The following is a 25,215-nucleotide window of genomic DNA, read 5'->3' as shown; positions in this document are numbered from 1 at the left end:
AGTGCCATCGCGTTGGTCAGGGGTGAGACGTCATGGACGCAGGGGACCGCCCGGCACGGCTGACCGTCGGCGTGCTGGGAGCCGGCAAGGTGGGCTCCGCACTCGGCGCGGCGCTCGCGCAGGCGGGCCACCGGGTGGTGGCCGCCAGCGGCGTTTCCGACAACTCCCAGCGATGGGCGGCCGAGCGCCTCGGCGTCTCGCCGTCCAGGCCCGACGAGGTGGTGGCGGCGGCGCAGCTGATCCTGCTCACCGTGCCCGACGACGCGCTGCCCGATCTGGTGGGCGGCCTGGCCAGCACGGGCGCCGACCTGCGGGGCAAGATGCTCGTCCACACCAGCGGCGCCTACGGCCTGTCGGTGCTCGACCCGGCGGCCGAGGCGGGCGCGTTGCCGCTGGCGCTGCACCCGGTGATGACGTTCACCGGCCGCGACGACGACCTCAACAAGCTCACCGGCATCTCCTACGGCGTGACCGCCCCCGACGTGCTGCGGCCGGTCGCTGAGGCGCTGGTGATCGAGATGGGCGGCGAGCCGGTCTGGATAGCCGACTCCGACCGCCCGCTCTACCACGCGGCCCTGGCCGGCGCCGCCAACCACATGGTCACGCTCATCGCCGAGTCGGGCGACCTGCTGCGCGGCATCGGCGTCGAGCATCCGGGCCGGATGCTGGGGCCGCTGCTCGGCGCCGCGCTCGACAACGTGCTGCGGCTCGGCATCGCGGGCCTGACCGGTCCCGTCGTCAGGGGAGACGCCGGCACCGTACGCAAACACGTCGACGCGCTCATCCTGGCCGCGCCCGAGGCGGCCGACGCCTACATCGCGCTGGCCAGGCTCACCGCCGACCGCGCGCTGGCGGCCGGGCTGCTCAAGCCGGAGGAGGCCGAGCGGCTGCTCGACGCACTGGGGGGCAATATATGGACCTGACCGTCGCGTTCGAAGGGCTGTTGTGACTCCTCCGCTCTCTGGAGGGAGCGGCTTCTCGCTGAGCCGCTTGCGCAGCCTGGCGAAGGGCAAGCCCTGCCCTGTGAATGTTGACGGCCGCGTTCACGTCGGCGTGCGCGGCATGACCGCACGCCGTACAGACGAACGATGCCTGGGTGAGACGATTGTCCTTCGCGCAGTGCCCGCAACGGGCACACGTGCGGGAGGTGCCGGCGGGGTTCACCGCGATCAGCTCTCGACCGGCGTTTTCAGCCTTGTGCGCGAGGACCGTCAGGAACACCCCCAGCCCGCGTCCAGGATGCTCTTGTTCAGTCCGGCCTTGGCCGCCGCGCGGTTGGGCAGGAACCCGCCCTCGCCATCCGGCTTCGGGGCCGGACTCTTGGTCATGTTCGTGATCCGCAGGTCCTCGTGCACGATCATGTCGTAGTCGCGGATCAGGGCGTTCGCAGCCTTGTGCGCGCCGTCGAGTCGTTGACGCCGGACCTTGCCGTGCAGGGCCGCGACGCGGGCGACCGCCTTACGGCGGCGCGTGGACCCGCGCTTTTTACGGGCCAGGTCCCGCTGAGCGGTTGCCGGCTTCCCGGCGGACGCCGCGAGGTGTCGCGGGTTGCCGACCTGCTCGCCATCCGAGGTGGTCAAGAACGACGCCACGCCCATGTCCACGCCGACGACCGCACCCGTGGCGGGCAGGATCTCGGCGGGCACGTCGTCGCACGACAAGACGACGAACCAGCGGGAGCCTTCCCGCCGTCTCGGCCGACACAGCGCCGGCCATGGCCACCAAGCAGGACCGCGACCACAGCGTGGGCAACCGGAAACGCAGGCGCGGAAACTCGGCGCGCGGGTGGTGGGAGGTGAACCCCTTGAACCGGCCGGCCACGTACGACGGCGAGTTCTTCGGGCAGGGCTTGACGAACAGGCGCACCTGGCCGGGCATCACCTCAAGCGCCACGATCTCCCAGCCATGCTCGCCGGCCCTGGCGCGGACCAGCTCCTCCAGGCGGTCCTCACCCGTCCGCCGAGGACCGGGCGGCGGTATTTTGGGCACCACACCACGTGGTATCCGAGGTCGTACGCCGCGCCTGGGGAAGTGCGCACCTGACGAGTCACACGGTCATCGAAACAGTGTCATCCATCCAATGCGCGATGAACGGAGATCTCTGATGCGCGAACCTGACAGATCACTGCACGCCCGAGCCTTGACGGCCCTCCCGCTCCCCATTCCCCCGTCGCCTAAAGGCGACGGTCCCCTCGGGAGACTCTGATGGAGCTGATCGTCGCCAGGAACCGGGAAGACCTGGTCAAGGCGCGCCGTGGTGGCACGGTGGCGCTGGTGCCCACCATGGGCGCGCTCCACGAGGGGCACCGGTCACTGATCAGGCAGGCCCGGGTGCGCGCCGATCAGGTCGTGGTCAGCATTTTCGTCAATCCTCTGCAGTTCGGCCCTAATGAGGATTTTTCGCGCTATCCCCGTACTTTTGATGCCGATCTGGACGTGTGCCGGGCCGAAGGCGTCGAGGTGGTCTTCCATCCCTCCGCCGAGGACATGTATCCGCCCGACCGCCAGGTCGCCGTCTCCTCCGGCGAGATGGGCCGCGTCGTCGAGGGGGCCGCGCGCCCGGGGCACTTCGACGGCGTGCTGACGGTCGTGCTCAAGCTGTTCAACCTGGTGCAGCCCGACCTCGCGGTCTTCGGGCAGAAGGACGCCCAGCAGCTCGCGCTCATCCGCCGCATGGTCGCCGACCTCGACCTGCCCATCGAGATCCTCGGCGCTCCCACCGTACGCGAGCCCGACGGCCTGGCCCTGTCCAGCCGCAACCGCTACCTGTCGGACGACGACCGGCAGGTGGCCCTGGCGCTGTCGCGGGCGCTGCGGGCCGGCGCCTCACAGCTCACGCCCGACGAGATCAGGGCGGAGGCGCGCAAGGTGCTCGACGCGGCGGGGCCCGCGTTCGACCTCGACTACCTGGCGCTGGTCGATCCTGCCACGTTCGCCGAGGTCGATGACGACTTCGAGGGCCTGGCCGTGCTCGCGGTGGCGGCCAGGGTGGGGAGCACCCGGCTGATCGACAACGTCACCCTCACGCTGGGCCCGGCCGACCGTCCGTCCTGAGCACCCCCGGGGCATGCTCACCCGCGCCCAGGCGTTATCGTCATAGTGACGAAATCGCCTCAGTGAGGAGACCCCCATGAGTGCACCGGCGATTCCCCTGCGTCTGACCGCTCCCGACCCGGGCTGGACCGTGGACGCGGACGTGGTCGTCGTGGGCTCCGGCGTCGCGGGCCTGACCGTGGCCCTGCGCTATGCCGAGCTGGAGCCGGCGGCCAAGGTTCTGGTCGTCACCAAGGACGGCCTGTCGTCCGGCTCGACCCGCTGGGCGCAGGGCGGCATCGCCGCCGTGCTCGACCCGCATGACACCCCCGAGGAACACCTGAAGGACACGCTGGTCGCAGGCGTGGGGCTGTGCGACGTACGGGCGGTGCGCACGCTCGTCACCGACGGCCCGGGAGCGCTGCGGCGGTTGATGGACAGGGGCGCGCGCTTCGACCGCACCGGCGACGGGGAGCTGCAGCTCGGCAGGGAGGGCGGGCACCGGCGGCGCAGGATCGTGCACGCCGGCGGCGACGCCACGGGCGCCGAGGTGCAGCGGGCCCTGGTCGAGGCGGTGCGCGCCGGCTCGATCGAGGTCATCGAGCACGCCCTGGTGCTCGACCTGATCAAGGACGCCCAGGGCCGGGCCAGGGGCGTGACCCTGCACGTCATGGGCGAGGGCGCGCGCGACGGGGTGGGCGCGGTGCACGCCAGGGCGGTGGTGCTGGCCACCGGCGGCATGGGCCAGGTCTACGCGGTCACCACCAACCCGGTCGTCTCCACCGCCGACGGCGTCGCGCTCGCGCTGCGGGCCGGCGCGGTGGTGCGCGACATCGAGTTCGTCCAGTTCCACCCCACCGTGCTCTGGCTGGGCGCGGGCTCGACCGGGCAGCAGCCGCTGATCTCCGAGGCGGTCAGGGGCGAGGGTGCCTTCCTCATCGACCACGAGGGCGAGCGGTTCATGACCGGCGTCCACGAGCTGGCCGACCTCGCGCCGCGCGACGTCGTGACCAAGGCCATCACCCGCAGGATGCGCGAGACCGGGCGCGAGCACGTCTACCTCGACGGCCGCCACTTCGGCCGCGAGATGTGGGAGACGCGCTTCCCGACGATCTACGCGGCCTGCCGCGAGCACGGCATCGACCCGGTCACGGAGCCCATCCCGGTCGCGCCCGCGGCCCACTACGCCAGCGGCGGCGTCCGTACGGACCTGCGGGGCCGTACCAGCATCGACGGCCTGTACGCCTGCGGCGAGGTCGCCTGCACCGGCGTGCACGGCGCGAACCGGCTGGCCTCCAACTCGCTGCTCGAAGGGCTCGTCTTCGCCGAGCGCATCGCGGAGGACATCCACGCCGTACGCCCGTCGCCCGGCGACCCGGTGCCCGCCACCGCCCAGGAGGGGCTGGTGGACCCCCGGGTCAGGTCGAGGATCCAGGCCCACATGAGCGCCGGCGCGAGCGTGCTGCGCAGCCGCGCGTCGCTCATGGAGACCGCCAGGGCGCTGCGCGACGCCCGGTGGACGCCGGTGGCGGTGCCGCCGCGTACCGAGTCGTGGGAGGCCACGAACCTGCTCACGGTGGCCACCGCGCTCACCGGTGCGGCGGCGGCCCGGCTGGAGACGCGCGGCTCGCACTGGCGTGAGGACCACGACGTACGCGACGACAACGAGTGGCTCGGCCACCTGGACGTGACGCTGACCGAGGAGGGGCTGCGCATGACGTACACGCCGCATGAGGACACGATGCCCGCGCGCCTGGCGCAGGAGCTGACGGCGGCCGGGCTCGACCCGGCCGAGGTGGACGCGCTGATCACCCGCGCGCTGGAGGAGGACCTCCAGGAGGCGGGCGACGTGACGAGCCTGGCCACGATCCCGGCGGAGCAGCGGGCGGTCGCCGACGTGGTGGCGCGCAAGGACGGCGTGGTGGCGGGGCTGGCGGTGGCCGAGGCGGTGTTCGTCCGGCTGGGCGCGGCGCGGGCCGAGCGGGCGGCCAAGGACGGCGAGCGGGTCAGGGCGGGCGACGTGCTGATGACGCTGGAGGGCCCGGTGCGCGGGCTGCTGACGGCCGAGCGCACCGCGCTCAACCTGCTCACGCACCTGTCCGGAGTGGCCACGCTGACCGGCCGCTGGGTGGAGGAGATCAGCGGCACGGGCGCGCGGGTGCGCGACAGCCGCAAGACGCTGCCGGGGCTGCGGGCACTGGAGAAGTACGCGGTGCGCTGCGGCGGCGGCGTGAACCACCGGATGTCACTGTCGGACGCGGCGCTGATCAAGGACAACCACGTGGTGGCGGCGGGAGGCGTGGCCGAGGCGTTCAGGGCGGTCAGGGAGCGGTACCCAGACCTGCCGATCGAGGTGGAGATCGACCGGCTGGACCAGCTGGACCCGGTGCTCGACGAGGGCGCGGAGCTGATCCTGCTGGACAACTTCACGGTCGAGGACACCGCGCGTGCCGTACAAGTCGTGAAAAATCGGGCGAAAAACAGGGTTGCTCTTGAGGCGAGTGGGGGATTGACCTTGGAATCGGCCCGTGATGTGGCGGACACTGGCGTCGACTACCTTGCGGTGGGAGCGCTGACGCACTCAGCGCCGGCCCTTGACATCGCACTGGATCTGCGGGGGTAATTGATGCTGCTCACGATCGACGTCGGCAACACGCACACGGTGCTGGGACTGTTCGAGGGCGAGGACGTCATCGAGCATTGGCGGCTCGCCACCGACGCCCGCCGCACCGCCGACGAGATCGCGGTCGTCCTCCAGGGGTTGCTGGCCCAGTCGCCACTGCTCAAGGGGGCCGACGTCGACGGCATCGCCATCTGTTCCACCGTGCCGAGCGTGCTCAACGAGATGCGCGAGATGTGCCGCCGCTACTACGGCGACGTGACCGCGGTGATCGTGGAGCCGGGCATCCGCACCGGCGTTCCCGTACGCATGGACAACCCCAAAGAGGTCGGCAGCGACCGCATCGTCAACGCGCTGGCCGCCATCGACCAGTACGGCGGCCCCTGCATCATCGTCGACTTCGGCACCGCCACCTCGTTCGACGCGGTCTCCGCCAAGGGCGAGTACGTCGGGGCGGTCACCGCGCCCGGCATCGAGATCTCCGTGGACGCCCTGGCCGCGGCAGGAGCCCAGCTGCACAAGGTCGAGCTGGTCAGGCCGCGCTCGGTGATCGCCAAGAACACCGTGGAGGCGCTGCAGGCCGGCATCATCTACGGCTTCGCGGGCCAGGTGGACGGCATCGTCGAGCGCATGGCCGCCGAGCTCGCCGACGACCCCGACGACGTCACCGTGGTGGCCACCGGCGGCCACGCGGCGCTCGTGGTGGGCGAGTCGCGCTCGATCGACGTGCACGAGCCGTGGCTGACCCTCATCGGGCTGCGGCTGATCTACCACAGGAACGCCGGCTGATCCCCCGTACACAGCAAAGAGCGGCCCCCCGCCGATGTGGGGGGCCGCTCGTGTGCCTGCCACGGTCAGTGGCGGGCGGAGTAGATGTAGTCCCAGCGGCCGCAGTTCGTCGGCCACGCGTTGTGCTGCGGGCCGGCCTGGCAGACCTTCACCCGCACGGCCGAGACGTCCTCGACCTCGAAGCGGAAGCGCTCGAAGCCGGGGTAGCCGCAGTACTTGTCGGTGTAGACCGTGTCCCAGCCGCTGCGGAACTCGCGGGCCTGGAAGGTGACGAACGCGCACTTGCCGCCGCGGCGGTAGGTGCGGTTGTCGCGGTCGTAGAGGCGGCCGGCGACGCTGACCTCGTTGTGGGTGCCGCGCCGGTTCCAGTCGACGCCGATCCAGCCCTCGGCCTTGGCCAGGCCGAACTTGGCGTGGACGGGGCCCCAGCTGTCGGAGGAGTCCCGGTGGTGGTCGAAGCTGGAGGCCTGAGCGGCGGTGGGAAGTGACAGGGCGAGAGCGGTCGTCGCGGCGGCGGCCAGGAGCCCTGTGGCGATCTTCTTGAACATCTTCTCTCCTTGAGCTCCCTGGGCCGGCTCCCTACCGGCTCCCCCCTGAGCTCGTGAGATATTGGTAAGCCAGGGCTCTTGCAGAGGATCTACAGCAGGCCGACGAGCCCTTGCAGTTCGCCATATCCCCTACCCTTTGATGTTGTGAGCGACGAACTTCCCGAGCAGATGCGCATCCGGAGGGAGAAGCTCGACCGCCTTCGCAGCGAGGGCGTCGACCCTTACCCGGTGAATTTCCCACGCACGGCCACCAACGCCGAGGTCAGGGAGAAATACCAGGGCCTGGAGCCCGACACCTCGACCGGCGACAGGGTCGCGGTCGCGGGGCGCGTCATGCTCAACCGCGTGGGCGGCAAGCTCTGCTTCGCCACCCTCCGCGACGGAGACGGCGATCTGCAGGTGATGATCTCCCTCGACAAGGTGGGCGAGGAGTCGCTGGCGAGCTGGAAGCGCGACGTCGACCTGGGCGACCACGTCGGCGTGAGCGGCGAGGTCATCACCTCGCGGCGCGGCGAGCTGTCCATCCTGGCCGACAGCTGGCAGATCACCGCCAAGTGCCTGCGCCCGCTGCCGGAGAAGCACATCGGCCTCACCGACCCCGAGGCGCGGGTGCGCCAGCGCTACGTCGACCTCATCGTCAACGACGAGGCCAGGAAGATGGCCCGGGTCCGCAGCGCCACCGTGCGCGCGGTGCGCGACTTCTGGCACGAAGAGGGCTACCTCGAGGTCGAGACGCCGATGCTGCAGCCGATCCACGGCGGCGCGGCGGCCAGGCCGTTCAAGACCCACATCAACGCCTACGACATGGAGCTCTACCTTCGCATCGCGATCGAGCTCTATCTCAAGCGGCTCGTGGTGGGCGGCATCGAGAAGGTCTTCGAGATCAACCGGAACTTCCGCAACGAAGGCGCCGACTCGACCCACAACCCCGAGTTCACGATGCTCGAGGCCTACGGCACCTACCTCGACTACAACGACATGGCCGACCTGACCCAGCGCATGTACCAGAAGGCCGTGGTGGCCGCGCTCGACACCACGGTGGTCGTGCACGACGGGCAGGAGATCGACCTCGGCATCGCCGAGTGGCCGCGCATCACGCTCTACGGCGCGGTCTCGCAGGCCGTGGGCGAGGAGATCACCACATCCACCACTCTTGAGGAGCTGCGCAAGCTGGCCGACCGCCGCGAGGTCCACTGGGACCCGAAGTGGGGCTCGGGCAAGCTCGTGCAGGAGCTGTTCGAGGCGCTGGTCGAGCACACGCTGGTGCAGCCGACGTTCGTCATGGACTACCCGCTGGAGACCTCGCCGCTGACCCGCCAGCACCGCGACAACCCGCTGCTGACCGAGAAGTGGGACCTCATCGGGTTCGGCACCGAGCTCGGCACCGCCTACTCCGAGCTGATCGACCCGATCGAGCAGCGGCGCAGGCTGGTCGAGCAGTCGCTGCTGGCCGCCGGCGGCGACCTCGAGGCCATGCAGCTCGACGAGGACTTCCTGCAGGCGCTCGAGTACGCCATGCCGCCGACCGGGGGCATGGGCGCCGGCATCGACCGGATGATCATGGCGTTCACCGGCAAGAACATCCGCGAGACCATCCTGTTCCCGCTGGTCAAGCCCAGCCACTGAGCCCAGCCACTGAGCCCAGCCACTGAGCACATGTGCGGCGGCGCTGCCCTGAGGGCGGCGCCGCCGTTTCGCGTGCGTGGTCACGGCGCTTCTGGACGCCTGCGCCGAAGCCGTTTCGCGTGCGCGGCCAGGACCTTCTGGACGCCTGCGCCGAACCGCATTCTGGTCGGCCCGCTTTCCGACATCTGATCGTCTGTAAGCATCTGGTCAAGTTCGCGGGCCCGCAGGCAGGTCGGGCGCGCAGGCGCGGGCGGCTCTGCCGCGTGGCCAGGGGCTGCCGTCGCGAGCCGGCCCGCGACGAGGCCGCGCCGCCCTGGAACACCTCGCCGACCGGCCGTTCCGTCGTGCTGCCCGTACGTCGGCCGGGCGGTTTCTCATGGGTGCGAAGAGAAAGATCGAAAGGCGTTCAGCGCCGATTTTCGCGTTGTGCGGGCCTGTTATTTGGCGGCGTTCTGTAGTGCTTTATCGCCAGGGCGTCACATATTTCGGATCATGTCAATAGCGCTGGTCAAGCCACACGGTTGTCATGCTTGACGACCTTTCCAGGATGCGTTTACGGTCTGCGAGGAGCAACCTGGGTCCGGTCGAGAGGCCCACGTTCTGCTGTTGGGGGGGAGGGCTCCCGATGGAAGTGCTCACTGAAGGTGTTGAACTCAGCCATGCGGACCTCGCATTGCTGTCGGAGCTGGCGAAAGGGGTCACGGTCGATCGGGTGGGCAGACGGCTTGACATCAGCGGCCGTACCGTTCGCCGGAGACTGCGGGGCATCTGCGACCGCATCGGCGTCGCCACGGCGATCGAGGCCGTGGCCTGGGCGGCCCGCCGCCAGCTGATCTGATCACCGGCGACGGGCTCGTGTGGGGCGGGCCCTGCGGGCCTCTGTAGGGCCTTCTGCGGACCTCGCGGGGCGGCCCCTGCCAGAGCGGGCTCCTGCGTGCTCGGTCGGGGCGGCTCGGTCGGGGCGGCTCGGTCGGGGCGGCTCGGTCGGGGCGGCTCGGTCGGGGCGGCTCGGTCGGGGCGGCTCGGTCGGGGCGGCTCAGTCGGCGATGCGCACCGCGCCGGCGAAGGGCCGCCGCTCGATCGAGGCGATGCGGACGACGTCGCCGGTCCGCGGGGCGTGCACCATCATGCCGCCGCCGAGGTAGATGCCCACGTGGTGCAGGTCGCTGTAGAAGAAGACCAGGTCGCCCGGGCGCAGCTCGGAGCGGTCGATGTGGCGGCCCGCCGTCCACTGGCTGCCGGTGTAGTGCGGCAGCGAGATGCCGACCTGCTGGTACGCGGCCATGACCAGGCCGCTGCAGTCGTAGGAGCTGGGGCCTTCCGCGCCCCACACGTACGGCTTGAGCTGCTGCGTGAGCGCCCACCTGGCGGCCTGGGCGGCCTTGCCGCTGCCCACGATGGGCAGGTTGACGCGCTGGGCCCGGGTGCCGGGCCGGCCCGCCTCGCCGAGCGCCCGCCTGAAGAGGTTGCTCTCGACCTTGGTGACCAGCGTGGTGATCTTGTCGCGCTTGCTGTCGAGGTCGGAGATGAGCTTCTCGACCTCCTTGATGCGGCTGGCGGCGCCCGCCTTGGCCCGCTCGGCGGCCTCCCTGGCCTTGGTGACCTGGTTGACGGCCTCGCCCTGCTGCTGCTCCAGCACGTACGTGGTGGCGGCGCGGTCGAGGAACTCGTCGGGGTCGTCGGAGGTGGCGAAGGCGAGGGCGCGGCTGAGGCCGCCCGTGATGTAGGCGTTCTCGGCCAGTGCGGCGGCCTTGGCGCGCTTGGCGGCGAGGTCGGCCTCGCTGGTGGCCAGGGTCTTCTTCGCGGCGTCAGCGGCCCTCTTGGCGCTCTTGAGCTTCTCCCGCTGGCTGTTGTACTCCTCGGCCAGCGTCTCGATCTCGGTGTGCATCTTCTCGACCTGCTTGGCCAGGTCTTGGAGCGAGGGCTTGGGGTCGGCGGAGGCGGAGCCGACGGGGGCGGCGACCAAAAAGGTGGCCAGTGTGACACTTATTACACCGAGCAGACGCGACCGCCGGGAGGCACGTTGCGGACGGCGGGCGTGCTCGCCCGCGGTCGTCCTCTCACGCCTGCGCGTGCGCTTCACCAACCAGCTCCTCTCGTCGACGCCTGCCGGGTTAGCTGACGGGTTCGGGCCGGAGCAGCCCTACCGGACGTTGCGGATTCACCCCGGTGGTGGCGCTGGGGGGCGTCACCGGCGGTTCCCCGGCTCCTCCTCGCGGAGGATTAGGCGTGTCGCCCGCGCGCGACACGCGGGGAACATCGTCGCTGGACACTAATGCACTCCGGGTTCGTGCTCAACCAGAACTGCCGACTCTGTAGAGGTTTCACAACCGAAGAGTCACAAGGTGATCTCGTGCCTGGCCGTACGAAACGCAACTTATGACGGATTTGCCGCCCGATCTGGTGACTCGCGGGCCTGCTCAGAGCGCGTGCTCGGATGAGCACGAGTTGTAACAGCATGGGCCGAGACGTGGGAGTTAGGGCCGAGCCGTAATGACATCTGTACCCTGGAGGGCCATGGAGCAGGTGGCCGAACTGACAGCAGCCGAGACCGCGGTGGTGGTCCGGCGCGCCCGCACGCCCGATGTGCGGGACATCAGGAGGCTTGTGGACACCTACGCGGGGGCGGGCACGGGCTCGCGGCTCCTGAAGAAGGCCACCGTCACCCTGTACGAGGACGTACAGGAGTTCTGGGTGGCCGAACGGGGCGGGCAGGTCGTCGGTTGCGGTGCGCTCCACGTGCTCTGGGAGGACCTCGCGGAGGTCCGTACCGTGGCCGTGGACCCGCAGTGCCGTGGCATGGGCGTCGGCCATCGGATCGTCTCGGCGCTGATACAGCAGGCGAATGATCTAGGTCTGCGGCGTGTGTTCTGTCTGACTTTTGAGGTCGACTTCTTCGCAAGACTGGGCTTTCGCCAGATTCAGGGCACGCCGGTCTCACCCGAGGTGTACGCCGAACTGCTGGCCTCGTACGACGAAGGTGTCGCGGAGTTCCTCGACCTGGAACACGTCAAACCGAACACCCTGGGCAACACCCGCATGCTGCTGCATCTGACATCGGGTGACGCGGACCTTGACCAGATGGAAAGGTGATTGTTGATACCTATGTCGATACGTTGGGCGGCACAGGCATGTGTCCTGACACGTGCCACATGCGCACTCGAAGCGAGGTGACACGGTGAGCACCGGACAGCCGCCGTATCCACAGGACGAATCCGGCGAGAATTCTGCACCCGGCACCCCTTACGGGCAGCAGAACGCGGGCCGCCACCCCGGCGAGCCCGACCCGGACGTCACTGTGGTCGGCTACCGGGCGGACGACGCCTACGGGCAGCAGCCCCAGTACGGACAGCAACAGCAACAGCAGTACGGCTATGGCCAGCAGCAACCCCAGTACGGCCAGCAGCCGCCCTCATACGGCCAGCAACCCCAGTACGGCCAGCAGGGCCAGCAGGGCTACGGTCAGCAGCAGCAGTCGCAGCCCGGTTACGGGCAGCAGGGCTACCCCCAGCAGGGCTACGACCCCCAGCAGCAGCAGGGCTACGGTCAGCAGCAGCAGTCCCAGCCGGGCTATGGCCAGCAGCCCCAGTACGGACAGCAGCCCCCGTCGCAGCCCGGCTACGGTCAGCAGCAGGGTTATGACCCCCAGCAGGGCTATGGCCAGCAGGGCTACGACGCCCAGCAGGGCTACGGCCAGCAGCAGGGCTACGGCCAGCAGCAGCCGTCCCAGCCCGACTACGGCCAGCAGCACGGCTACGGCCAGCAGCCCCCGTCCGGCCAGCAGGGCTATGGCCAGCAGCAGCAGTCGCAGCCTGGCTACGGCCAGCAGGGCTACGACGCCCAGCAGGGCTACGGCCAGCAGCAGGGTTACGGCCAGCAGCAGCAGTCGCAGCCCGGCTACGGGCAGCAGGCCTACGGCCAGCAGGGCTACGACCCCCAGCAGCAGTACGGCCAGCAGCCCGGCTACGGGCAGCCCCAGCCGTACGGCCAGGGCGGTTACGGCCAGCAGCCCGGCTACGGGCAGCCCTACGGCCAGCCGGTCGGCGTCCAGCCGCCCGGTGCGCCCGCGCCGCTCGCCGAGTGGTGGCAGCGCCTGCTCGCCAGGTTCCTCGACGGCGTCATCTTCGGCATCGTGCTGTACGTGGTGCAGCTCCTGCTGGCGCCGCTGTACCCCTCCTACAGCTCGATCACGGGCCTCACGAGCGGGCTGACCTTCGGGATCCTGTACTACGTGGTCGTCTCGATCGTCGTCACCATCGTCTATCTGCTCTACGACTTCCTGCTGACGAAGATGAAGGGCCAGACCGTCGGCAAGATGGCGCTGGGCATCAAGGTCGTCCAGGTCGGCGGGCAGCTGCAGCCCGACGGCGTGCCGACCGACGTCGCACTCAAGCGCGCCCTGCTGACGGTGGGCGGCTACATCTTCTACTGGGTGCCGATCCTGGGCCCGATGATCGCGGGGCTCATCTACGCGCTCAACGGCGCGTCGCAGCTCTGGGACAAGCCGCTGCACCAGACGTTCGGCGACAAGTTCGGCAAGACCGTGGTCGTCAAGGTCAGGTAGCCCTTCAGGGCGACACAAGGGCCGGCTCTGCGCCGGCCCTTGTGTTATGTCCGCGTCCCCCGGTGAAAATGGTCAGAGTCCCCCGTGCGCTGCGAACACGTGAGGTGGGAGATATGGCCGGGACACCGCCAGGACCGCAGGCCCGCCCCGCTGAATGGTGGGAACGCCTGGCCGCCCGCTTCATTGAAGCGCTCGTCTTCGGGGTCTTCTATTACATTCTGTTCATTACGCTGTGGGGCTTCTTGCGGACTGTCGGGATGTCGGAGGTGTTCGGTGGCCGGCTGCCCGGGGTGATCGGTTGGGCGGTGGCCGGGTTCGCTTATGCCGGTTACGACTGGTGGGCTCATTCACGGCGCGGGCGCACGTTCGGTAAGGCGATCATGCGGATTCACCTGGCGCCGGGCGACCGGCCGCCCCGTACGCTGCTGAAACGGTCGCTGGTCTATCCGGCCCCGCTGATGCTCATGGGCATTCCGGTGGTCAATCTGGTGGCCGGAATGCTGCTCTTCGGCGTGGGGCTGCTCATCCTCATGGACAAGCCGCTGGAGCGGGGACCGCACGACAGGGTGGCGGGAACGCGGGTGGTAAAAGATCTTCGGTGAGACCGGCGTACCTGGGGCGACGTCTTTTCGTAAAATTTTCGGTTGATCCGGTAAGGAGCCTGGAGAGACTGGCATTAGGCTATGGGGCGTCCGGGTTGCCGGATGATGGCGCCCCTGCGACACGCAGGGCATCTGTGTGCCGCTATGGTCGGGTACGGGTGGTCATCGCCCGCGCGTCATGAGGAGCCGGGCTCCCGTGGCGGCGCGCCGAGCGCGTAAAGCGCCCCCGAAACCCCGCTAGCCGTGGAGGCGAAGGACGAATGGAAGCCCTAACGGACGTATTGTCAGCGCTCATCCCCCCTCTGGTGGTGGCCGGCGCCTTCATCTTTGGCGTAGTGAAGTTGGTCCGCTCCGAGGCCGTGGGGGGCCGCCGAAACCGCGAGGATCAGCCCGAGCGGCAGAACTGATCGGCTAGTCAGCCGAATCCCCGTAGCGCTGAATTGTCTCCACGCCTTTCCGGGTATATGTTTGGGCAGGCGAATGAAACAATGCTCCGCGAAAGGATTGCGTACATGGCCAAGCAGATCCAGGAGATTCTCATCGATGACCTCGATGGGGGCGAGGCCAATGAGACGGTCAGCTTCGCTATTGACGGCTCCTCCTATGAGATTGACCTCAGCGACCTTAACGCGAAGAAGCTGAGGGACGCTCTCACGCCTTTCGTGCAGCACGCGCGCAGGGCGGGCGCCGTATCCACGCGTCGCCGCGGTCGCGGCGGCAGCCGTGCGATGAGCCGGGAGAAGAGCTCGGAGATCCGTCAGTGGGCCAAGGCCCACGGCCTGCCCGTCAGCGAGCGCGGCCGCATCGCCTCCACCGTCGTGGAGAAGTACGAGGCCGCTCACTGACAAGCCCGTCACTCGACCATGCGCTTATGATGTTCGCCTTGGACCCCGGCGGCCGCCATAAGCGCATGATCGTTTCCCCGGCGTCCCGCGAATCCGGACTCCGTGGAGGATGATCTCCTAAGGCGCCCAAATGTGGGCGTTTTGGGCGCGCGCGTTCACTGGCCATCCCCGGCGCCGGTTTCCGGCGGGTTTCCGGCCGGGGCCGCGTTATGCGGGCGAGCGCGCGCCGAAAGCCGTGTGGGGCGGCCGAGCCCATTCAGGAGTACGCTCCGTGTACGCCGGGCCGGCCGCCCCCATTGCCGTTCCCGGCATGGTCCGCTTGTACGCGGGCGAAATCAGCGACCGCCGGGGGTTAACCCGGCGGCCCAACTCTTCACGCGCTGTAGCGTAAAAGCGTGATCCACTGCCGCCGCATCCGGCGGGAAACCCGTGGCGTACGGATGCGCGGCCGCGCGCGATATCCCGGTCCCGCGCTCCGCTTGCGGGCGCGATATCCAGGCCCCGCCCTCCGTCCGCGGCCATAAGACGCGAGTATGAGCAAGCCTCATGCATTGCCGGTTCCCCGGCATCGGCCCACAATGCGGCCAACTCGCGACCGGCCGGCATTCCGATTGCCGTGCACCTGCTGGTGCAAGGATCACGAGGAATGCGACGCATCAACCGGTGACGGCGTCTCATCATGCGGGATGCGTCCGGTAACCGGGCTGACCGGATGCCGCATTACCGATTACCGTCTGTACGGGCGCCTGCAGAAGCGCGATGCGCGCAGGGTGGCGAGTTGTGCTCAGGGCGTAGTGTGCGCGCTTGGCCAAGCCTCGCATCACCACATACGATGACGTCAGAACAGATACGCGGCATCAGCGACGCGCGGGCGAAGCGGCGTCCCCAACGCCGCCTTCGTGCCAGGCGTCCGATGGCCAGATCCGTGAGGGATCCGCGTGCGCCGCGAGTGGCAATTCGCAGTCGCCCCGCCGGGGCGGCTTAAACATCGTTCGCTTGCGGCGTAGCGGGAACATGTCACCCCCGAACAGTAGTTGGATGGAGGGTGAACGCCCTGCTCTCGGGGAACGTGTCTGCTATAGAGCGTGTCAGCGGCAGAGGGCACGGTTCGCCGAGCCAGGGCTAGCATGCGGGAGGACGGGACCGGATTTACCGGCCTGACTGACCGCTCTGTGAGGAGCGACGAGATGTTCGAGAGGTTCACCGACCGAGCGAGGCGTGTTGTCGTCTTGGCCCAAGAAGAGGCCAGGATGCTCAACCACAACTACATCGGCACTGAGCACATTCTTCTTGGTTTGATCCATGAAGGTGAGGGCGTGGCCGCCAAGGCTCTGGAGAGCCTCGGCATCAGCCTTGAGGGTGTGCGCCAGCAGGTCGAGGAGATCATCGGCCAGGGCCAGTCGGCTCCGTCGGGGCACATTCCGTTCACCCCGCGGGCCAAGAAGGTCCTCGAGCTGTCGCTCCGTGAGGCTTTGCAGCTGGGTCACAACTACATCGGCACCGAGCACATCCTGCTCGGGCTCATCCGCGAGGGTGAAGGTGTGGCGGCCCAGGTGCTGGTCAAGCTTGGAGCTGATCTCAACCGTGTCAGGCAGCAGGTGATCCAGCTGCTCCACGGTTACCAGGGCAAGGAGCCGGCCGCGGCGGGCGGCCCCCAGGAGTCGGCCCCGTCCACGTCCTTGGTGCTCGACCAGTTCGGCCGCAACCTGACCCAGGCCGCCCGCGAGGGCAAGCTGGATCCGGTCATCGGCCGCGAGAAGGAGATCGAGCGGGTCATGCAGGTCCTCTCCAGGAGGACCAAGAACAACCCCGTTCTCATCGGCGAGCCCGGCGTCGGCAAGACCGCCGTCGTCGAGGGCCTGTCGCAGAAGATCGTCAGGGGCGAGGTGCCCGAGACGCTGAAGGACAAGCAGCTCTACACGCTTGACCTCGGCGCCCTGGTCGCCGGCTCCCGCTACCGCGGCGACTTCGAAGAGCGCCTGAAGAAGGTGCTCAAGGAGATCCGCACGCGCGGCGACATCATCCTGTTCATCGACGAGCTGCACACGCTCGTGGGTGCGGGCGCCGCCGAGGGCGCGATCGACGCCGCCAGCATCCTCAAGCCGATGCTGGCCCGCGGCGAGCTGCAGACGATCGGCGCGACGACGCTCGATGAGTACCGCAAATACCTGGAGAAGGACGCGGCGCTCGAGCGGCGCTTCCAGCCGATCCAGGTGGCCGAGCCCTCGCTCAGCCACACGATCGAGATCCTCAAGGGTCTGCGCGACCGCTACGAGGCCCACCACCGCGTGTCCATCACCGATGACGCGCTCGTGGCCGCCGCGCAGCTGGCCGACCGCTACATCAGCGACCGCTACCTTCCCGACAAGGCGATCGACCTCATCGACGAGGCCGGCTCCCGCATGCGCATCCGCCGCATGACGGCGCCGCCGGACCTGCGCGAATACGACGAGAAGATCGCCAACGTCCGCCGCGACAAGGAGTCCGCGATCGACGCGCAGGACTTCGAGAAGGCCGCTGCGCTCCGCGACCAGGAGAAGCAGCTGCAGCTCAAGCGCGAGCGGCGGGAGAAGGAGTGGAAGGCCGGCGACATGGACGTCGTGGCCGAGGTCACTCAGGAGCTCATCGCCGAGGTCCTGGCGACCGCCACCGGCATCCCGGTCTTCAAGCTGACTGAGGAGGAGTCGCAGCGCCTGCTCCGCATGGAGGACGAGCTCCACAAGCGGATCATCGGCCAGGACGACGCCATCAAGGGCCTGTCCCGCTCCATCCGGCGCACCCGCGCCGGGCTGAAGGACCCCCGCCGTCCCGGCGGCTCGTTCATCTTCGCCGGCCCGTCCGGTGTCGGTAAGACCGAGCTGTCCAAGGCGCTGGCGGAGTTCCTCTTCGGCGACGAAGACGCGCTGATCAGCCTGGACATGTCGGAGTTCATGGAGAAGCACACCGTCTCCAGGCTCTTCGGCTCGCCTCCCGGCTACGTCGGCTACGAAGAGGGCGGTCAGCTCACCGAGAAGGTGCGCCGCAAGCCGTTCTCCGTGGTCCTGTTCGACGAGATCGAGAAGGCCCACCCCGACATCTTCAACTCGCTGCTGCAGATCCTGGAAGACGGTCGCCTGACCGACGCCCAGGGCCGGGTGGTCGACTTCAAGAACACGGTCATCATCATGACCACCAACCTCGGCACCCGCGACATCTCCAAGGGCATCGGGGTCGGGTTCGCGAAGTCCAACGACACCGAGTCCAACTACGAGCGGATGAAGGCGAAGGTCCAGGAGGAGCTCAAGCAGCACTTCCGGCCCGAGTTCCTCAACCGTGTCGACGACATCGTGGTCTTCCACCAGCTGACGCCGGTCGAGATCATCAAGATCGTGGATCTGATGCTCGCCCAGGTCGACGCCCGCCTGAAGGACCGCGACATGGGGCTCGAGGTCTCGCCCGAGGCCAAGCAGCTGCTCGCCGACCGCGGCTACGACCCGGTCATGGGCGCCCGGCCGCTGCGCCGGACGATCCAGCGCGAGCTGGAGGACTCCCTGTCGGAGAAGATCCTCTACGGCGAGCTCCGGCCGGGGCAGGTCGTGAAGGTGACGGTGGAGGGCGAAGGCGACGACGCCAAGTTCATCTTCAAGGGGGAGACCTCCTCGAAGATCCCGGACTCGGCCGCCGCGATCGCAGCGCCGATCCAGAACTGACGCCCCTCTGAGGGCCAGGGCTCGATCGAAAGCCCCCGTGTGAGTCGCTCACACGGGGGCTTTCGCGCGTCTGGGAGCAGCGGGGGGCTTTCGCGTGTCTAGGGTCGGCGGGGCTTTCGCGTGTCTGGGAGCAGCGGAGGCTTCCACTGTCTGGGGTCGGCGGGGGCTTTCGCGTGGCTGGGGTCGGCGGGGGCGTTCGTGTGTCTGGCGTCGGCGGGGGTCTTTCCGTGCCTCGGGTCGGCGGGGGCTTCGCGTGCCGGAGGTCAGGGCCTGATCAGGCGGCCGTAGGCGGCGCGGATGTCCGACTTCGAGGACTTGACGAACATGTCGCTGGGCGGGCCGATGTCGACGCCGTAGTAGGTGTAGTGGATGCGGCGCGGGCAGCTGGAGCCGCTGATCTGCACGCTCTTCGGGCCCACGCGCTTGCCGGTGTGCAGCTCGTAGACGCGTACGGGGATCTTCCGCTTTCTGAACGTCACGTACGTGTGGCCGCCGAGGGCGTGCTCGGACAGGTACGGGCAGGTTCTGACGGCGGCGCCGTTCTTGCTCTCGCCGGCGCAGATCACCAGGACGGCGTCCTCGGGGTCCTTGGCCAGCCACGACTTGGGCAGCTTCGCCCGGTGGTCCTTCCTGCCGAGCATGATCGCGCGGTGCGGGCCGCCGCCCCGGTAGCGGGGTGCGCCGTGGTAGGGCGCGGGACGCTTGCAGTAGTCGGGCTCGTCGCCCTTGAGGAGCTTCTTCACGTTCGCCAGCTCGATCTCCAGGCCGGCGCGCTCCTTGCCCTTCCTGGCCTTGGCGGCGAGGTCGTCCTTGGGGTACTGGTCGAGCAGCTGCTCGTACTGGGCCTTGGCCTGCTTCCACTCCTTGTCCTCGGCGAGGGCGTCGCCGCAGCCGACGATCGCCGCGGGCGCGACCTCCGGGACGACGTCCGCTGCGCGGTCCAGCACGCCGTCGCCTGCCTTGTGCTCGGCCAGCCAGTCGGTGATGGTCCTGGTGGCGCAGGCGTCTTTGGTGGGCAGGCCGCCGAGGAAGCCGTCCAGGACCTGCGCCGCCTTCGTCTCCTGGCCTGCCTTGAGTGCTTGCTGCAGATGGGCGAAGCCCGTCTCCAGTGCCTTGGTGTCGCCGGTCAGGGCGGTGGTCAGATCGGTGGTGGCCTGGGCGAGGAAGAGGCCGGCTCTGCGGTCCTCGGCGCCCTGCCAGAGCGCGGCCGGATGCTCGCGGTAGGTCTGGAGGGTGCGGGCGGCCAGCAGCCGGTCGCCCGCGGCCTGCTCGCCGGCCGTCACCAGCAGGCGGCAGGCGGCGCTGCCGTTCTCGGCCCGGACGGTCAGCGGGGCGGCGGCCACGTGGTGGCCGGCCCCCAGTCCGTCCAGGATCGACAGCGCCCGGGCGCAGTCGCCTCGGCGGTGGGCCGCTGCGGCGTCCTGCTCGATCCGGGCGGCGTCGAAGCGCAGGTAGCCGACGGCCAGCAGGACGACGAGGGCCGTACCGAGTCCTGCGAGCCGCTGCTGTCGCACGGGCTCGCCGCCGCGCGCCAGCCACCAGCCGTGGGCGATCAGGGCGACCCACCACACCAGCACCAGGACCTCGAACCAGGTGGCCCGTACGGCCATGACCAGCACGACGAGGAGCCCGTAGGTGATCACGCCGGTGCCGAGGGCGAGCATGGGGCGTCTCATCATCAGGTAGCCGACGCCCAGCAGGGAGGCGTTGCCGAGCGCCACCGCCCAGGGGTCGTGGACCGGCTTCGGTCGAGGTGAACTCACAGGACCCATGAGGGCGCCCTCCTCCGACGAACAGCTCGCTCGCCTGTCATTGTGGGCGGCTTGGCCGGGGAGGGGTCCCCGAAGGCTCTGAGGGGGCTTTTGGGGGGATGGTGGCGTTTGTCGGGTGTTCGGGGTGGGTGGGCGGTTCTGGGGGCCGTACGAGGCGGGTACAGGCGGTCCTCACTCCGGTTGCTGCCGGAAAGAGAGGTCGTTGCCTAATCGTTGGATGGCCGGGTATACCACCACCGCGAGTAGTACTACACTGCGTAGAGCATAGCCAAGTCTCATCCAAGTGAGTCACAAGAGCGCGATCTCAAACTGAGGCTGCTCCCAGAGGAGTAGCGGACCATCAACTCAGGGCGGACGCGCGCGGCAGCCGCAGGCAGGCATGCTCACTTGGTCGCACGCCCGAGGCGGGCGACGGGACAACATCAGCAAGCCGTGGAGGAAACCGATGCGCCTGCGTCACGATGACGGAACGCTCGTTCACCTCGCCTACAACGCAGGCGTCCACCCCGCTGAGGACCTGGAGAACCTCATCGCGCACCTCACCCGATACGCGGTCCCGGTGCGCAAGCGGCTGGGCGTGGAGCGGATGGGGATCGGGTTGTGGCTGTCCCCGAGCGTCGCCGACCACCTCACCGCCGACCGGATCGAGCTCGTACGCCTGCGCCGCTCCCTTGAGGAGCGCGGCCTGGAGGTCGTCAGCCTCAACGGCACCGGCGGCCGCAACCAGGACGTTCCGGGCCCCGACTGGGCCAAGCCCGAGCGCTACCGCTACACGATGGCGCTGGCCAAGATCCTCGCGTTCCTGCTGCCGGAGGACGTCCGGTTCGGCAGCATCTCCACCATCCCCATCGGCTGGCGCCGCGACTGGCCCGCCGACCTGCACTCCATCGCCACCCGCCGGCTCGAGCGGCTGGCCCGAGAGTTGCGCGGCATCTACAGCACGACCGGCAAGACGATCAGGGTCGGGTTCGAGCCGTGGCCGGGGTGCGTGCTGGAGACGACCGAGCAGGCGCTGGAGCGGGTGGGCGGCATCGACTCCGAGCACCTGGGCGTGTGCCTCGACGCCTGTCACCTGGCCGGCGGGGGCGAGGAGCCGGGCGCGGCGCTCAAGGGGCTCGCCGCGGCGGGCGCGCCCGTGGTGAAGCTGGGGCACGTGCACAACCACACCGGTGAGACGCCCAGCACCGGGGCCGTGCTGCACGACACGCTGACCGCCATGCTGTCGGGGGCCGTGAGCGGGAGCGCGCACATCGAGGTCGAGACCCACAACCTGACCGTGCCGGGCCGGGCCAAGGGCCCTGGCGCGCTGGTGTCGCTGCTGGCCGAGGAGCTGGCCTGGGCGCGGACGAACCTGACCAGCCTGGGGTTGCAGCTGGCCGCCTGATTCGTCGTCGAGGGGCCCGGTCGCTGGCGGCCGGGCCTTTCCGCGTTCTCAGAGGTTGCCGAACCAGCCGGGGGTGTCCAGGCGCCAGGGGTTGGCGGGAGTCATGGTGCGCAGGTCGGCTTCGAGGGCGCTGAGGCGGTCCTCGCTGAGCTCGGCGGCCCAGCGGGCGCGCAGGGTGTCGAAGATGCGGGCCGAGCGGGTGAGGGCGTCGATGCCGTACGGGGTGAGGCGGACGAGCTTGCGGCGGCTGTCCTGGGGGTCGGCGGTGCGTTCGACGTAGCCGGCGCTCTCCAGGGTGTCGATGGTCTTGCCGGCCGCCTGTTTGGAGACGCCGAGTGCGCGGCCGAGTTCGACGGCGGTGGTGCCGTCAGGGCCGATGGCCTGCATGACGAACCCGTGCATCGGGCGCAGGGCGGGATGGCCCTGGCGGGCCAGCTCGGCGTGCAGCTCGTCGATGAACATGCGGAACGCGAGCAGCAGGCGCAGTGGTAGTTCGAAGCCGGGGCTTGACATGATAGACAACCTGGTTAACTATATTCGACAATGTGGTTGCCTAAATCTTAGGGGTGAAACCTGGTGGCTGTCATAAGGGGCGCGCAGGCGCGCCGGTCGGAGACTCCTGGCGGGGTCATGACGACGTTCGCCTCGCCTGCGCAGGGCGGGGCGGCCCGGTCGATGTGGCGGGTCGACGCGCGGCCCGGTGCCGTGGGGCCGGTGCACGACTTCGATGCCGAGCAGGTGTGGAGCTGGGTCGCCGGGGCGGCGACCGTCGAGCTGGGCGGGGTGACGTACGCGGTCGCCGCCGGGGACACGGTCGTCATGCCGGCCCGTACCCTGCGGCGGGTGATCGCCGATCCCGACGCCGGCTACAGCGCCGTCGTCACGGCTCCTGCCGGGGCTCGGGCGCTGGCCGCCGATGGTGCCGATTACGGCGTTCCGCCGTGGATCGCGTGAGAGAGGAATGGCGATGAGTGTTGTCACGGCGTCAGAGGCGCGGCGGGTCGAGACGCCCAACGGGGTGATGACCACGCTCGCCTCGCCGACGCAGGGGCAGGCGGGGGCGGCGGTCTGGCGGGTTGAGGCGAGGCCCGGCATGGTGGGGCCGGTGCACGCGTTCGATGCCGAGCTGGTGTGGACGTGGCTCGACGGGGCCGCGGTGGTGACGCTGGGCGGCGAGCGGTACGAGGTGGGCGCCGGGGACACGATGGTGCTGCCTCCGGACGTCAGCCGGCAGATGGTCGCCGACGCCGAGCGCGGCTTCGTCTCGATCGTGACCGCACCGGCCGGGGCGAAGGTGTACAACCCGGACGGCAGGTCGGAACCCGACGCCTGCGACCTCGCCCCCAAGGACACAGAGCGCCTCGTGCCCCCGTGGGTCCGGTGACCCGGCTGTCCCACCGGACCCGGTGAGCCCGCTGCGGTCAGCCCGCTGGGAGCGGTAAGCCGGCGGCCCGCTGTGCGGCGCGCCCGTGCCGGGGCGGTCGAGCTGGTCGGTGGGTTCAGGCGTGGGGGAGGCGGTAGGTGCCGTCGTCCAATGCTTCGGCCAGGCCGTCGGTGATGAGGCCGTCCAGGGCGCGTTCGCGTTGGGCGGCGTCGTCCCACACCGCGTCCAGAGCCGACTTGGGGACCGGGCCGTGGGCGGCGCGGAGGACGGCCAGGAGGCGGCCGCGGCACTGGCGGTCGGTGCCGGCGTACGTCTGGCCCTTGCGGGCGGGGCCCGCGTGCGGCGGCTTGCCGTTGAGGCGCCAGGCGCAGAGCCCCATGATCGGGCAGTCGGCGCAGCGGGGGGAGCGGGCCGTGCACACCAGGGCGCCCAGCTCCATGACGGCCACCCCCCACCGGGGCGCGCCCAGCTCGGGCAGCAGGCTCTCGGCGAGCCGGCGTTCGGCGGCCGAGGTGGCGGTGGGCGGGTATTCCTCGCCGCGGATCGCCCGCGCGAACACCCGCCGCACGTTGGTGTCCAGCACCGCGTGCCGCCCGCCGTAGGCGAAGCTGGCGACGGCGGCCGCGGTGTACTCGCCGATGCCGGGCAGCGACAGCAGCGTCTCGTGGTCGGAGGGCACCTCGCCGTCGTGCTCGTCGGTGATGGCGCGGGCGCAGGCGTGCAGGCGCAGCGCCCGGCGCGGGTAGCCGAGCCGGCCCCAGTGGCGTACGGCCTCGCCCGGTTGCTCGGCGGCCAGCGCCTTGGGGATGGGCCAGCGTTCCATCCACTCGTGCCAGATGGGCAGGACGCGGACGACCGGGGTCTGCTGCAGCATGATCTCGCTGACCAGCACCCCCCACGGGGTCGCGTCGGGGGCGCGCCAGGGGAGGTCCCGGGCGTTGTCCTCGTACCAGTCCAGAACGGGGGTGTGCAGGAGGTTCGGCTCAACCACGCGGTCAAGCGTATTCGTAGATTAAGGCCGTCGGCGTGTCGTCACCCTAGGTGGTCGCTCGCTCACCATCCTTGGCGTATGGACCCGGATACTATGCGCGGCGACGGCGGTGACATCTACTGGCGGCGCCGGATGAGCGTACTGGTGGCGGTGCTCGTCGTGGTGGCCGTGGTGGCCTGGGCGTGCTCCAGTGGCGGCAGCGGGCCGGAGCGGGAGTCCCGTGCCCAGTCGTCACCGAGCGTCAGCGCTACGCCTGCCGTCGATCCGCTGCTCTCGGGCCTGCGTACGCTGGCCATGGGCACCGCGAGCCCGTCGCCCACGCCGACGGCCAGCCCCAAGCCGTCACCGTCCGCCCGGCCCAAGCGACCGGGTGAGCCGTGCGCGGACGAAGACCTCGTCCTCCACCTGCAGGGTGGCGGCAAGGAGCCGATCTACGCGGGCGGCGCGCGGCCGTCGTTCCTGGTGACGCTGGTCAACACGGGCCCGGTGATGTGCACGGCCGACGTGGGGCCGCGCGCCATGGAGGTCCGCATCACCTCGGGGTCCGACCGCATCTGGTCCACGGCCGACTGCGTGAGCGGCGAGGGCACCGACGTCAAGCAGCTGCAGCGCGGGGTGCCGTACGTGCGCTCGCTGGAGTGGGACCGGCGGCGCTCCAGCTCCGACTGCCGCGCCACCCCGCCGTCCGCGCTGCCCGGCACGTACGTGGCCATGGTGCGGATGGGCAAGCTCCGTAGCCCGAAGGGCGTCTTCCACCTGCGCTGACCGCGTCCGCCCTGCGGGTCGGGGCGCGGGGCCGCCGGTCATGCGCGGTCGTAGCGCGTCACCACCACACCCTCGTCGCAGACCCGCGAGCCCGCGAACCGCAGCCCCAGCCGGTCGGCGCCGCGCGGGAACAGCGGCCGGCCGCCGCCCAGCACCACCGGGTGCACGGCGATGTGGTACTCGTCGATGAGCCCGAGCCGGGTCAGCTCTCCTGCCAGGCCGGAGCCGCCTGTCAGCAGCAGGTCGGCGCCTGGTTGCCGCTTGAGGTCGGTGATGCGCTCCGCCAGGTCGGTGCCGATCACTTCGGTGGCCCAGTCGTCGTGCTCGATGGTGGTCGAGGCGACGATCTTCGGGGTACTGCGCCACAGGGGGGCGAACTTGAGGACGTGGGGGTGGTCGGACATCTTCTCGGCGTTCGGCCAGAAGGCGACCATGCCCTCCCAGACGCCCCGGCCGTACAGGAAGGTGTCGCTGCGTTCGCAGAGCGCCTCGGAGTAGGCCGAGAGCTCTTCACCCATCATGGGCCAGTCGAACTCGCCGGCCGGGCCGTCGATGTGGCCGTCGATGGAGGTGTGCACCCAGAAGATGAGCTTGCGCATGGTG

23 protein-coding genes, 1 pseudogene and 1 riboswitch are annotated in these 25,215 nt (G+C 69.7%); of the genes and pseudogenes, 15 read left to right on the top strand and 9 right to left on the bottom strand.

Translation table 11 applies throughout. The features are described from left to right. Positions 1 to 32: 32 nt before the first annotated feature. Positions 33 to 923, top strand: a complete 891-nt coding sequence (locus tag AB0K18_RS41285; RefSeq protein WP_355412625.1) for a DUF2520 domain-containing protein — start codon at positions 33 to 35, stop codon at positions 921 to 923. Here the strand turns inward: AB0K18_RS41285 and AB0K18_RS41280 are convergent. The 3 genes and pseudogenes from AB0K18_RS41280 to tnpA form a co-directional block, all read right to left on the bottom strand. Next, entirely contained in the window at positions 865 to 1,164 is a 300-nt protein-coding gene (locus AB0K18_RS41280) for a zinc ribbon domain-containing protein (RefSeq protein ID WP_364926247.1), read from the bottom strand. The two genes, AB0K18_RS41285 and AB0K18_RS41280, sit on opposite strands and share 59 nt — an antisense overlap. Before the next feature lie 47 nt (positions 1,165 to 1,211). Beyond that, on the bottom strand, positions 1,212 to 1,661 hold the full coding sequence (locus AB0K18_RS41275; RefSeq protein WP_364926160.1) for a transposase: 450 nt from the start codon (positions 1,659 to 1,661) through the stop codon (positions 1,212 to 1,214). A 40-nt stretch (positions 1,662 to 1,701) separates the two neighbouring features. Next, a pseudogene (gene tnpA, locus AB0K18_RS41270) lies at positions 1,702 to 2,039 on the bottom strand (IS200/IS605 family transposase); the annotation flags it as partial. Between the two features lie 166 nt (positions 2,040 to 2,205). Between tnpA and panC the strand changes: the two are divergent. The 3 genes from panC to AB0K18_RS41255 all read left to right on the top strand — a co-directional run bounded on the left by panC (position 2,206) and on the right by AB0K18_RS41255 (position 6,442). Continuing rightward, the gene (gene panC / locus AB0K18_RS41265; RefSeq protein ID WP_364926158.1) at positions 2,206 to 3,054 is read left to right on the top strand and encodes a pantoate--beta-alanine ligase; all 849 of its coding nucleotides are present in this window, start codon (positions 2,206 to 2,208) and stop codon (positions 3,052 to 3,054) included. Between the two features lie 76 nt (positions 3,055 to 3,130). After that, positions 3,131 to 5,656: an L-aspartate oxidase gene (locus AB0K18_RS41260; RefSeq protein WP_364926157.1), complete on the top strand. Its 2,526-nt coding sequence runs from the start codon at positions 3,131 to 3,133 to the stop codon at positions 5,654 to 5,656. Positions 5,657 to 5,659: 3 nt separating this feature from the next. After that, the gene (locus tag AB0K18_RS41255; protein ID WP_364063997.1) at positions 5,660 to 6,442 is read left to right on the top strand and encodes a type III pantothenate kinase; all 783 of its coding nucleotides are present in this window, start codon (positions 5,660 to 5,662) and stop codon (positions 6,440 to 6,442) included. Positions 6,443 to 6,507: 65 nt separating this feature from the next. Here AB0K18_RS41255 and AB0K18_RS41250 read toward each other — a convergent pair whose 3' ends face one another. Further along, positions 6,508 to 6,990, bottom strand: a complete 483-nt coding sequence (locus AB0K18_RS41250) for a hypothetical protein (RefSeq protein WP_364926155.1) — start codon at positions 6,988 to 6,990, stop codon at positions 6,508 to 6,510. A gap of 144 nt (positions 6,991 to 7,134) precedes the next feature. Between AB0K18_RS41250 and lysX the strand changes: the two genes are divergently transcribed. Together lysX and AB0K18_RS41240 are read left to right on the top strand one after the other, a co-directional pair. Continuing rightward, positions 7,135 to 8,616 carry a bifunctional lysylphosphatidylglycerol synthetase/lysine--tRNA ligase LysX gene (gene lysX / locus AB0K18_RS41245; protein ID WP_364926153.1) on the top strand — a complete coding sequence of 494 codons (1,482 nt, stop codon included), beginning with the start codon at positions 7,135 to 7,137 and terminating at the stop codon, positions 8,614 to 8,616. 625 nt (positions 8,617 to 9,241) lie between these two features. After that, the gene (locus AB0K18_RS41240) at positions 9,242 to 9,454 is read left to right on the top strand and encodes a LuxR C-terminal-related transcriptional regulator (RefSeq protein ID WP_345392350.1); all 213 of its coding nucleotides are present in this window, start codon (positions 9,242 to 9,244) and stop codon (positions 9,452 to 9,454) included. 198 nt (positions 9,455 to 9,652) lie between these two features. Here AB0K18_RS41240 and AB0K18_RS41235 read toward each other — a convergent pair whose 3' ends face one another. Beyond that, positions 9,653 to 10,582, bottom strand: coding sequence for a C40 family peptidase (locus AB0K18_RS41235; RefSeq protein ID WP_364926152.1), 930 nt, complete (start codon positions 10,580 to 10,582; stop codon positions 9,653 to 9,655). 122 nt (positions 10,583 to 10,704) lie between these two features. Beyond that, a riboswitch (cyclic di-AMP (ydaO/yuaA leader) is annotated at positions 10,705 to 10,856 on the bottom strand. 277 nt (positions 10,857 to 11,133) lie between these two features. Between AB0K18_RS41235 and AB0K18_RS41230 the strand changes: the two genes are divergently transcribed. The 5 genes from AB0K18_RS41230 to AB0K18_RS41210 all read left to right on the top strand — a co-directional run bounded on the left by AB0K18_RS41230 (position 11,134) and on the right by AB0K18_RS41210 (position 18,316). Next, entirely contained in the window at positions 11,134 to 11,709 is a 576-nt protein-coding gene (locus tag AB0K18_RS41230) for an amino-acid N-acetyltransferase (RefSeq protein ID WP_364926150.1), read from the top strand. An 85-nt stretch (positions 11,710 to 11,794) separates the two neighbouring features. Continuing rightward, complete coding sequence (locus tag AB0K18_RS41225; RefSeq protein ID WP_364926149.1) at positions 11,795 to 13,180, top strand: RDD family protein; 1,386 nt, start codon at positions 11,795 to 11,797, stop codon at positions 13,178 to 13,180. 113 nt (positions 13,181 to 13,293) lie between these two features. Beyond that, positions 13,294 to 13,782, top strand: coding sequence for an RDD family protein (locus tag AB0K18_RS41220; protein ID WP_364926148.1), 489 nt, complete (start codon positions 13,294 to 13,296; stop codon positions 13,780 to 13,782). A 512-nt stretch (positions 13,783 to 14,294) separates the two neighbouring features. Further along, a complete protein-coding gene (locus tag AB0K18_RS41215; protein ID WP_090937978.1) occupies positions 14,295 to 14,627 on the top strand; it encodes an Lsr2 family protein in 333 nt (110 codons plus the stop codon). A gap of 1,187 nt (positions 14,628 to 15,814) precedes the next feature. Further along, the gene (locus AB0K18_RS41210) at positions 15,815 to 18,316 is read left to right on the top strand and encodes an ATP-dependent Clp protease ATP-binding subunit (RefSeq protein ID WP_364926146.1); all 2,502 of its coding nucleotides are present in this window, start codon (positions 15,815 to 15,817) and stop codon (positions 18,314 to 18,316) included. Between the two features lie 263 nt (positions 18,317 to 18,579). On the opposite strand, the gene AB0K18_RS41205 is transcribed toward AB0K18_RS41210, so the two are convergent. Further along, complete coding sequence (locus AB0K18_RS41205; RefSeq protein ID WP_364926144.1) at positions 18,580 to 20,079, bottom strand: hypothetical protein; 1,500 nt, start codon at positions 20,077 to 20,079, stop codon at positions 18,580 to 18,582. A gap of 454 nt (positions 20,080 to 20,533) precedes the next feature. On the opposite strand from AB0K18_RS41205, the gene AB0K18_RS41200 reads away from it, so the two are divergent. Further along, on the top strand, positions 20,534 to 21,472 hold the full coding sequence (locus AB0K18_RS41200; RefSeq protein WP_364926142.1) for a TIM barrel protein: 939 nt from the start codon (positions 20,534 to 20,536) through the stop codon (positions 21,470 to 21,472). A gap of 48 nt (positions 21,473 to 21,520) precedes the next feature. Here the strand turns inward: AB0K18_RS41200 and AB0K18_RS41195 are convergent, their stop codons facing one another. Next, complete coding sequence (locus tag AB0K18_RS41195; RefSeq protein WP_364926140.1) at positions 21,521 to 21,985, bottom strand: MarR family transcriptional regulator; 465 nt, start codon at positions 21,983 to 21,985, stop codon at positions 21,521 to 21,523. A gap of 63 nt (positions 21,986 to 22,048) precedes the next feature. Here AB0K18_RS41195 and AB0K18_RS41190 point away from each other — a divergent pair, with 63 nt between their 5' ends. Further along, on the top strand, positions 22,049 to 22,426 hold the full coding sequence (locus AB0K18_RS41190) for a cupin (protein WP_364926138.1): 378 nt from the start codon (positions 22,049 to 22,051) through the stop codon (positions 22,424 to 22,426). Positions 22,427 to 22,439: 13 nt separating this feature from the next. Next, on the top strand, positions 22,440 to 22,856 hold the full coding sequence (locus tag AB0K18_RS41185; protein WP_364926136.1) for a cupin domain-containing protein: 417 nt from the start codon (positions 22,440 to 22,442) through the stop codon (positions 22,854 to 22,856). A 115-nt stretch (positions 22,857 to 22,971) separates the two neighbouring features. On the opposite strand, the gene AB0K18_RS41180 is transcribed toward AB0K18_RS41185, so the two are convergent. Beyond that, positions 22,972 to 23,847, bottom strand: a complete 876-nt coding sequence (locus AB0K18_RS41180) for an A/G-specific adenine glycosylase (protein WP_364926134.1) — start codon at positions 23,845 to 23,847, stop codon at positions 22,972 to 22,974. A 78-nt stretch (positions 23,848 to 23,925) separates the two neighbouring features. Between AB0K18_RS41180 and AB0K18_RS41175 the strand changes: the two genes are divergently transcribed. Further along, complete coding sequence (locus AB0K18_RS41175) at positions 23,926 to 24,612, top strand: hypothetical protein (RefSeq protein WP_364926132.1); 687 nt, start codon at positions 23,926 to 23,928, stop codon at positions 24,610 to 24,612. 38 nt (positions 24,613 to 24,650) lie between these two features. On the opposite strand, the gene AB0K18_RS41170 is transcribed toward AB0K18_RS41175, so the two are convergent. Further along, on the bottom strand, positions 24,651 to 25,211 hold the full coding sequence (locus AB0K18_RS41170; protein ID WP_364926130.1) for a dihydrofolate reductase family protein: 561 nt from the start codon (positions 25,209 to 25,211) through the stop codon (positions 24,651 to 24,653). Between the last annotated feature and the right edge of the window lie 4 nt (positions 25,212 to 25,215).

It is taken from the genome of Nonomuraea sp. NPDC049421 (assembly GCF_040677005.1).
Classification (GTDB): Bacteria; Actinomycetota; Actinomycetes; order Streptosporangiales; family Streptosporangiaceae; genus Nonomuraea; species Nonomuraea salmonea.
This window is presented reverse-complemented; position numbering and strand designations above follow the sequence as displayed.

Bases quoted from the DNA above. Each gene is read 5' to 3' on its own strand.
- AB0K18_RS41285 (WP_355412625.1), top strand. From the start codon at position 33: ATGGACGCAGGGGACCGCCCGGCACGGCTGACCGTCGGCGTGCTGGGA.
- panC (WP_364926158.1), top strand. From the start codon at position 2,206: ATGGAGCTGATCGTCGCCAGGAACCGGGAAGACCTGGTCAAGGCGCGC.
- AB0K18_RS41260 (WP_364926157.1), top strand. From the start codon at position 3,131: ATGAGTGCACCGGCGATTCCCCTGCGTCTGACCGCTCCCGACCCGGGC.
- AB0K18_RS41255 (WP_364063997.1), top strand. From the start codon at position 5,660: ATGCTGCTCACGATCGACGTCGGCAACACGCACACGGTGCTGGGACTG.
- AB0K18_RS41250 (WP_364926155.1), bottom strand. From the start codon at position 6,990: ATGTTCAAGAAGATCGCCACAGGGCTCCTGGCCGCCGCCGCGACGACC.
- AB0K18_RS41240 (WP_345392350.1), top strand. From the start codon at position 9,242: ATGGAAGTGCTCACTGAAGGTGTTGAACTCAGCCATGCGGACCTCGCA.
- AB0K18_RS41230 (WP_364926150.1), top strand. From the start codon at position 11,134: ATGGAGCAGGTGGCCGAACTGACAGCAGCCGAGACCGCGGTGGTGGTC.
- AB0K18_RS41220 (WP_364926148.1), top strand. From the start codon at position 13,294: ATGGCCGGGACACCGCCAGGACCGCAGGCCCGCCCCGCTGAATGGTGG.
- AB0K18_RS41215 (WP_090937978.1), top strand. From the start codon at position 14,295: ATGGCCAAGCAGATCCAGGAGATTCTCATCGATGACCTCGATGGGGGC.
- AB0K18_RS41210 (WP_364926146.1), top strand. From the start codon at position 15,815: ATGTTCGAGAGGTTCACCGACCGAGCGAGGCGTGTTGTCGTCTTGGCC.
- AB0K18_RS41200 (WP_364926142.1), top strand. From the start codon at position 20,534: ATGCGCCTGCGTCACGATGACGGAACGCTCGTTCACCTCGCCTACAAC.
- AB0K18_RS41195 (WP_364926140.1), bottom strand. From the start codon at position 21,985: ATGTCAAGCCCCGGCTTCGAACTACCACTGCGCCTGCTGCTCGCGTTC.
- AB0K18_RS41185 (WP_364926136.1), top strand. From the start codon at position 22,440: ATGAGTGTTGTCACGGCGTCAGAGGCGCGGCGGGTCGAGACGCCCAAC.
- AB0K18_RS41175 (WP_364926132.1), top strand. From the start codon at position 23,926: ATGGACCCGGATACTATGCGCGGCGACGGCGGTGACATCTACTGGCGG.
- AB0K18_RS41170 (WP_364926130.1), bottom strand. From the start codon at position 25,211: ATGCGCAAGCTCATCTTCTGGGTGCACACCTCCATCGACGGCCACATC.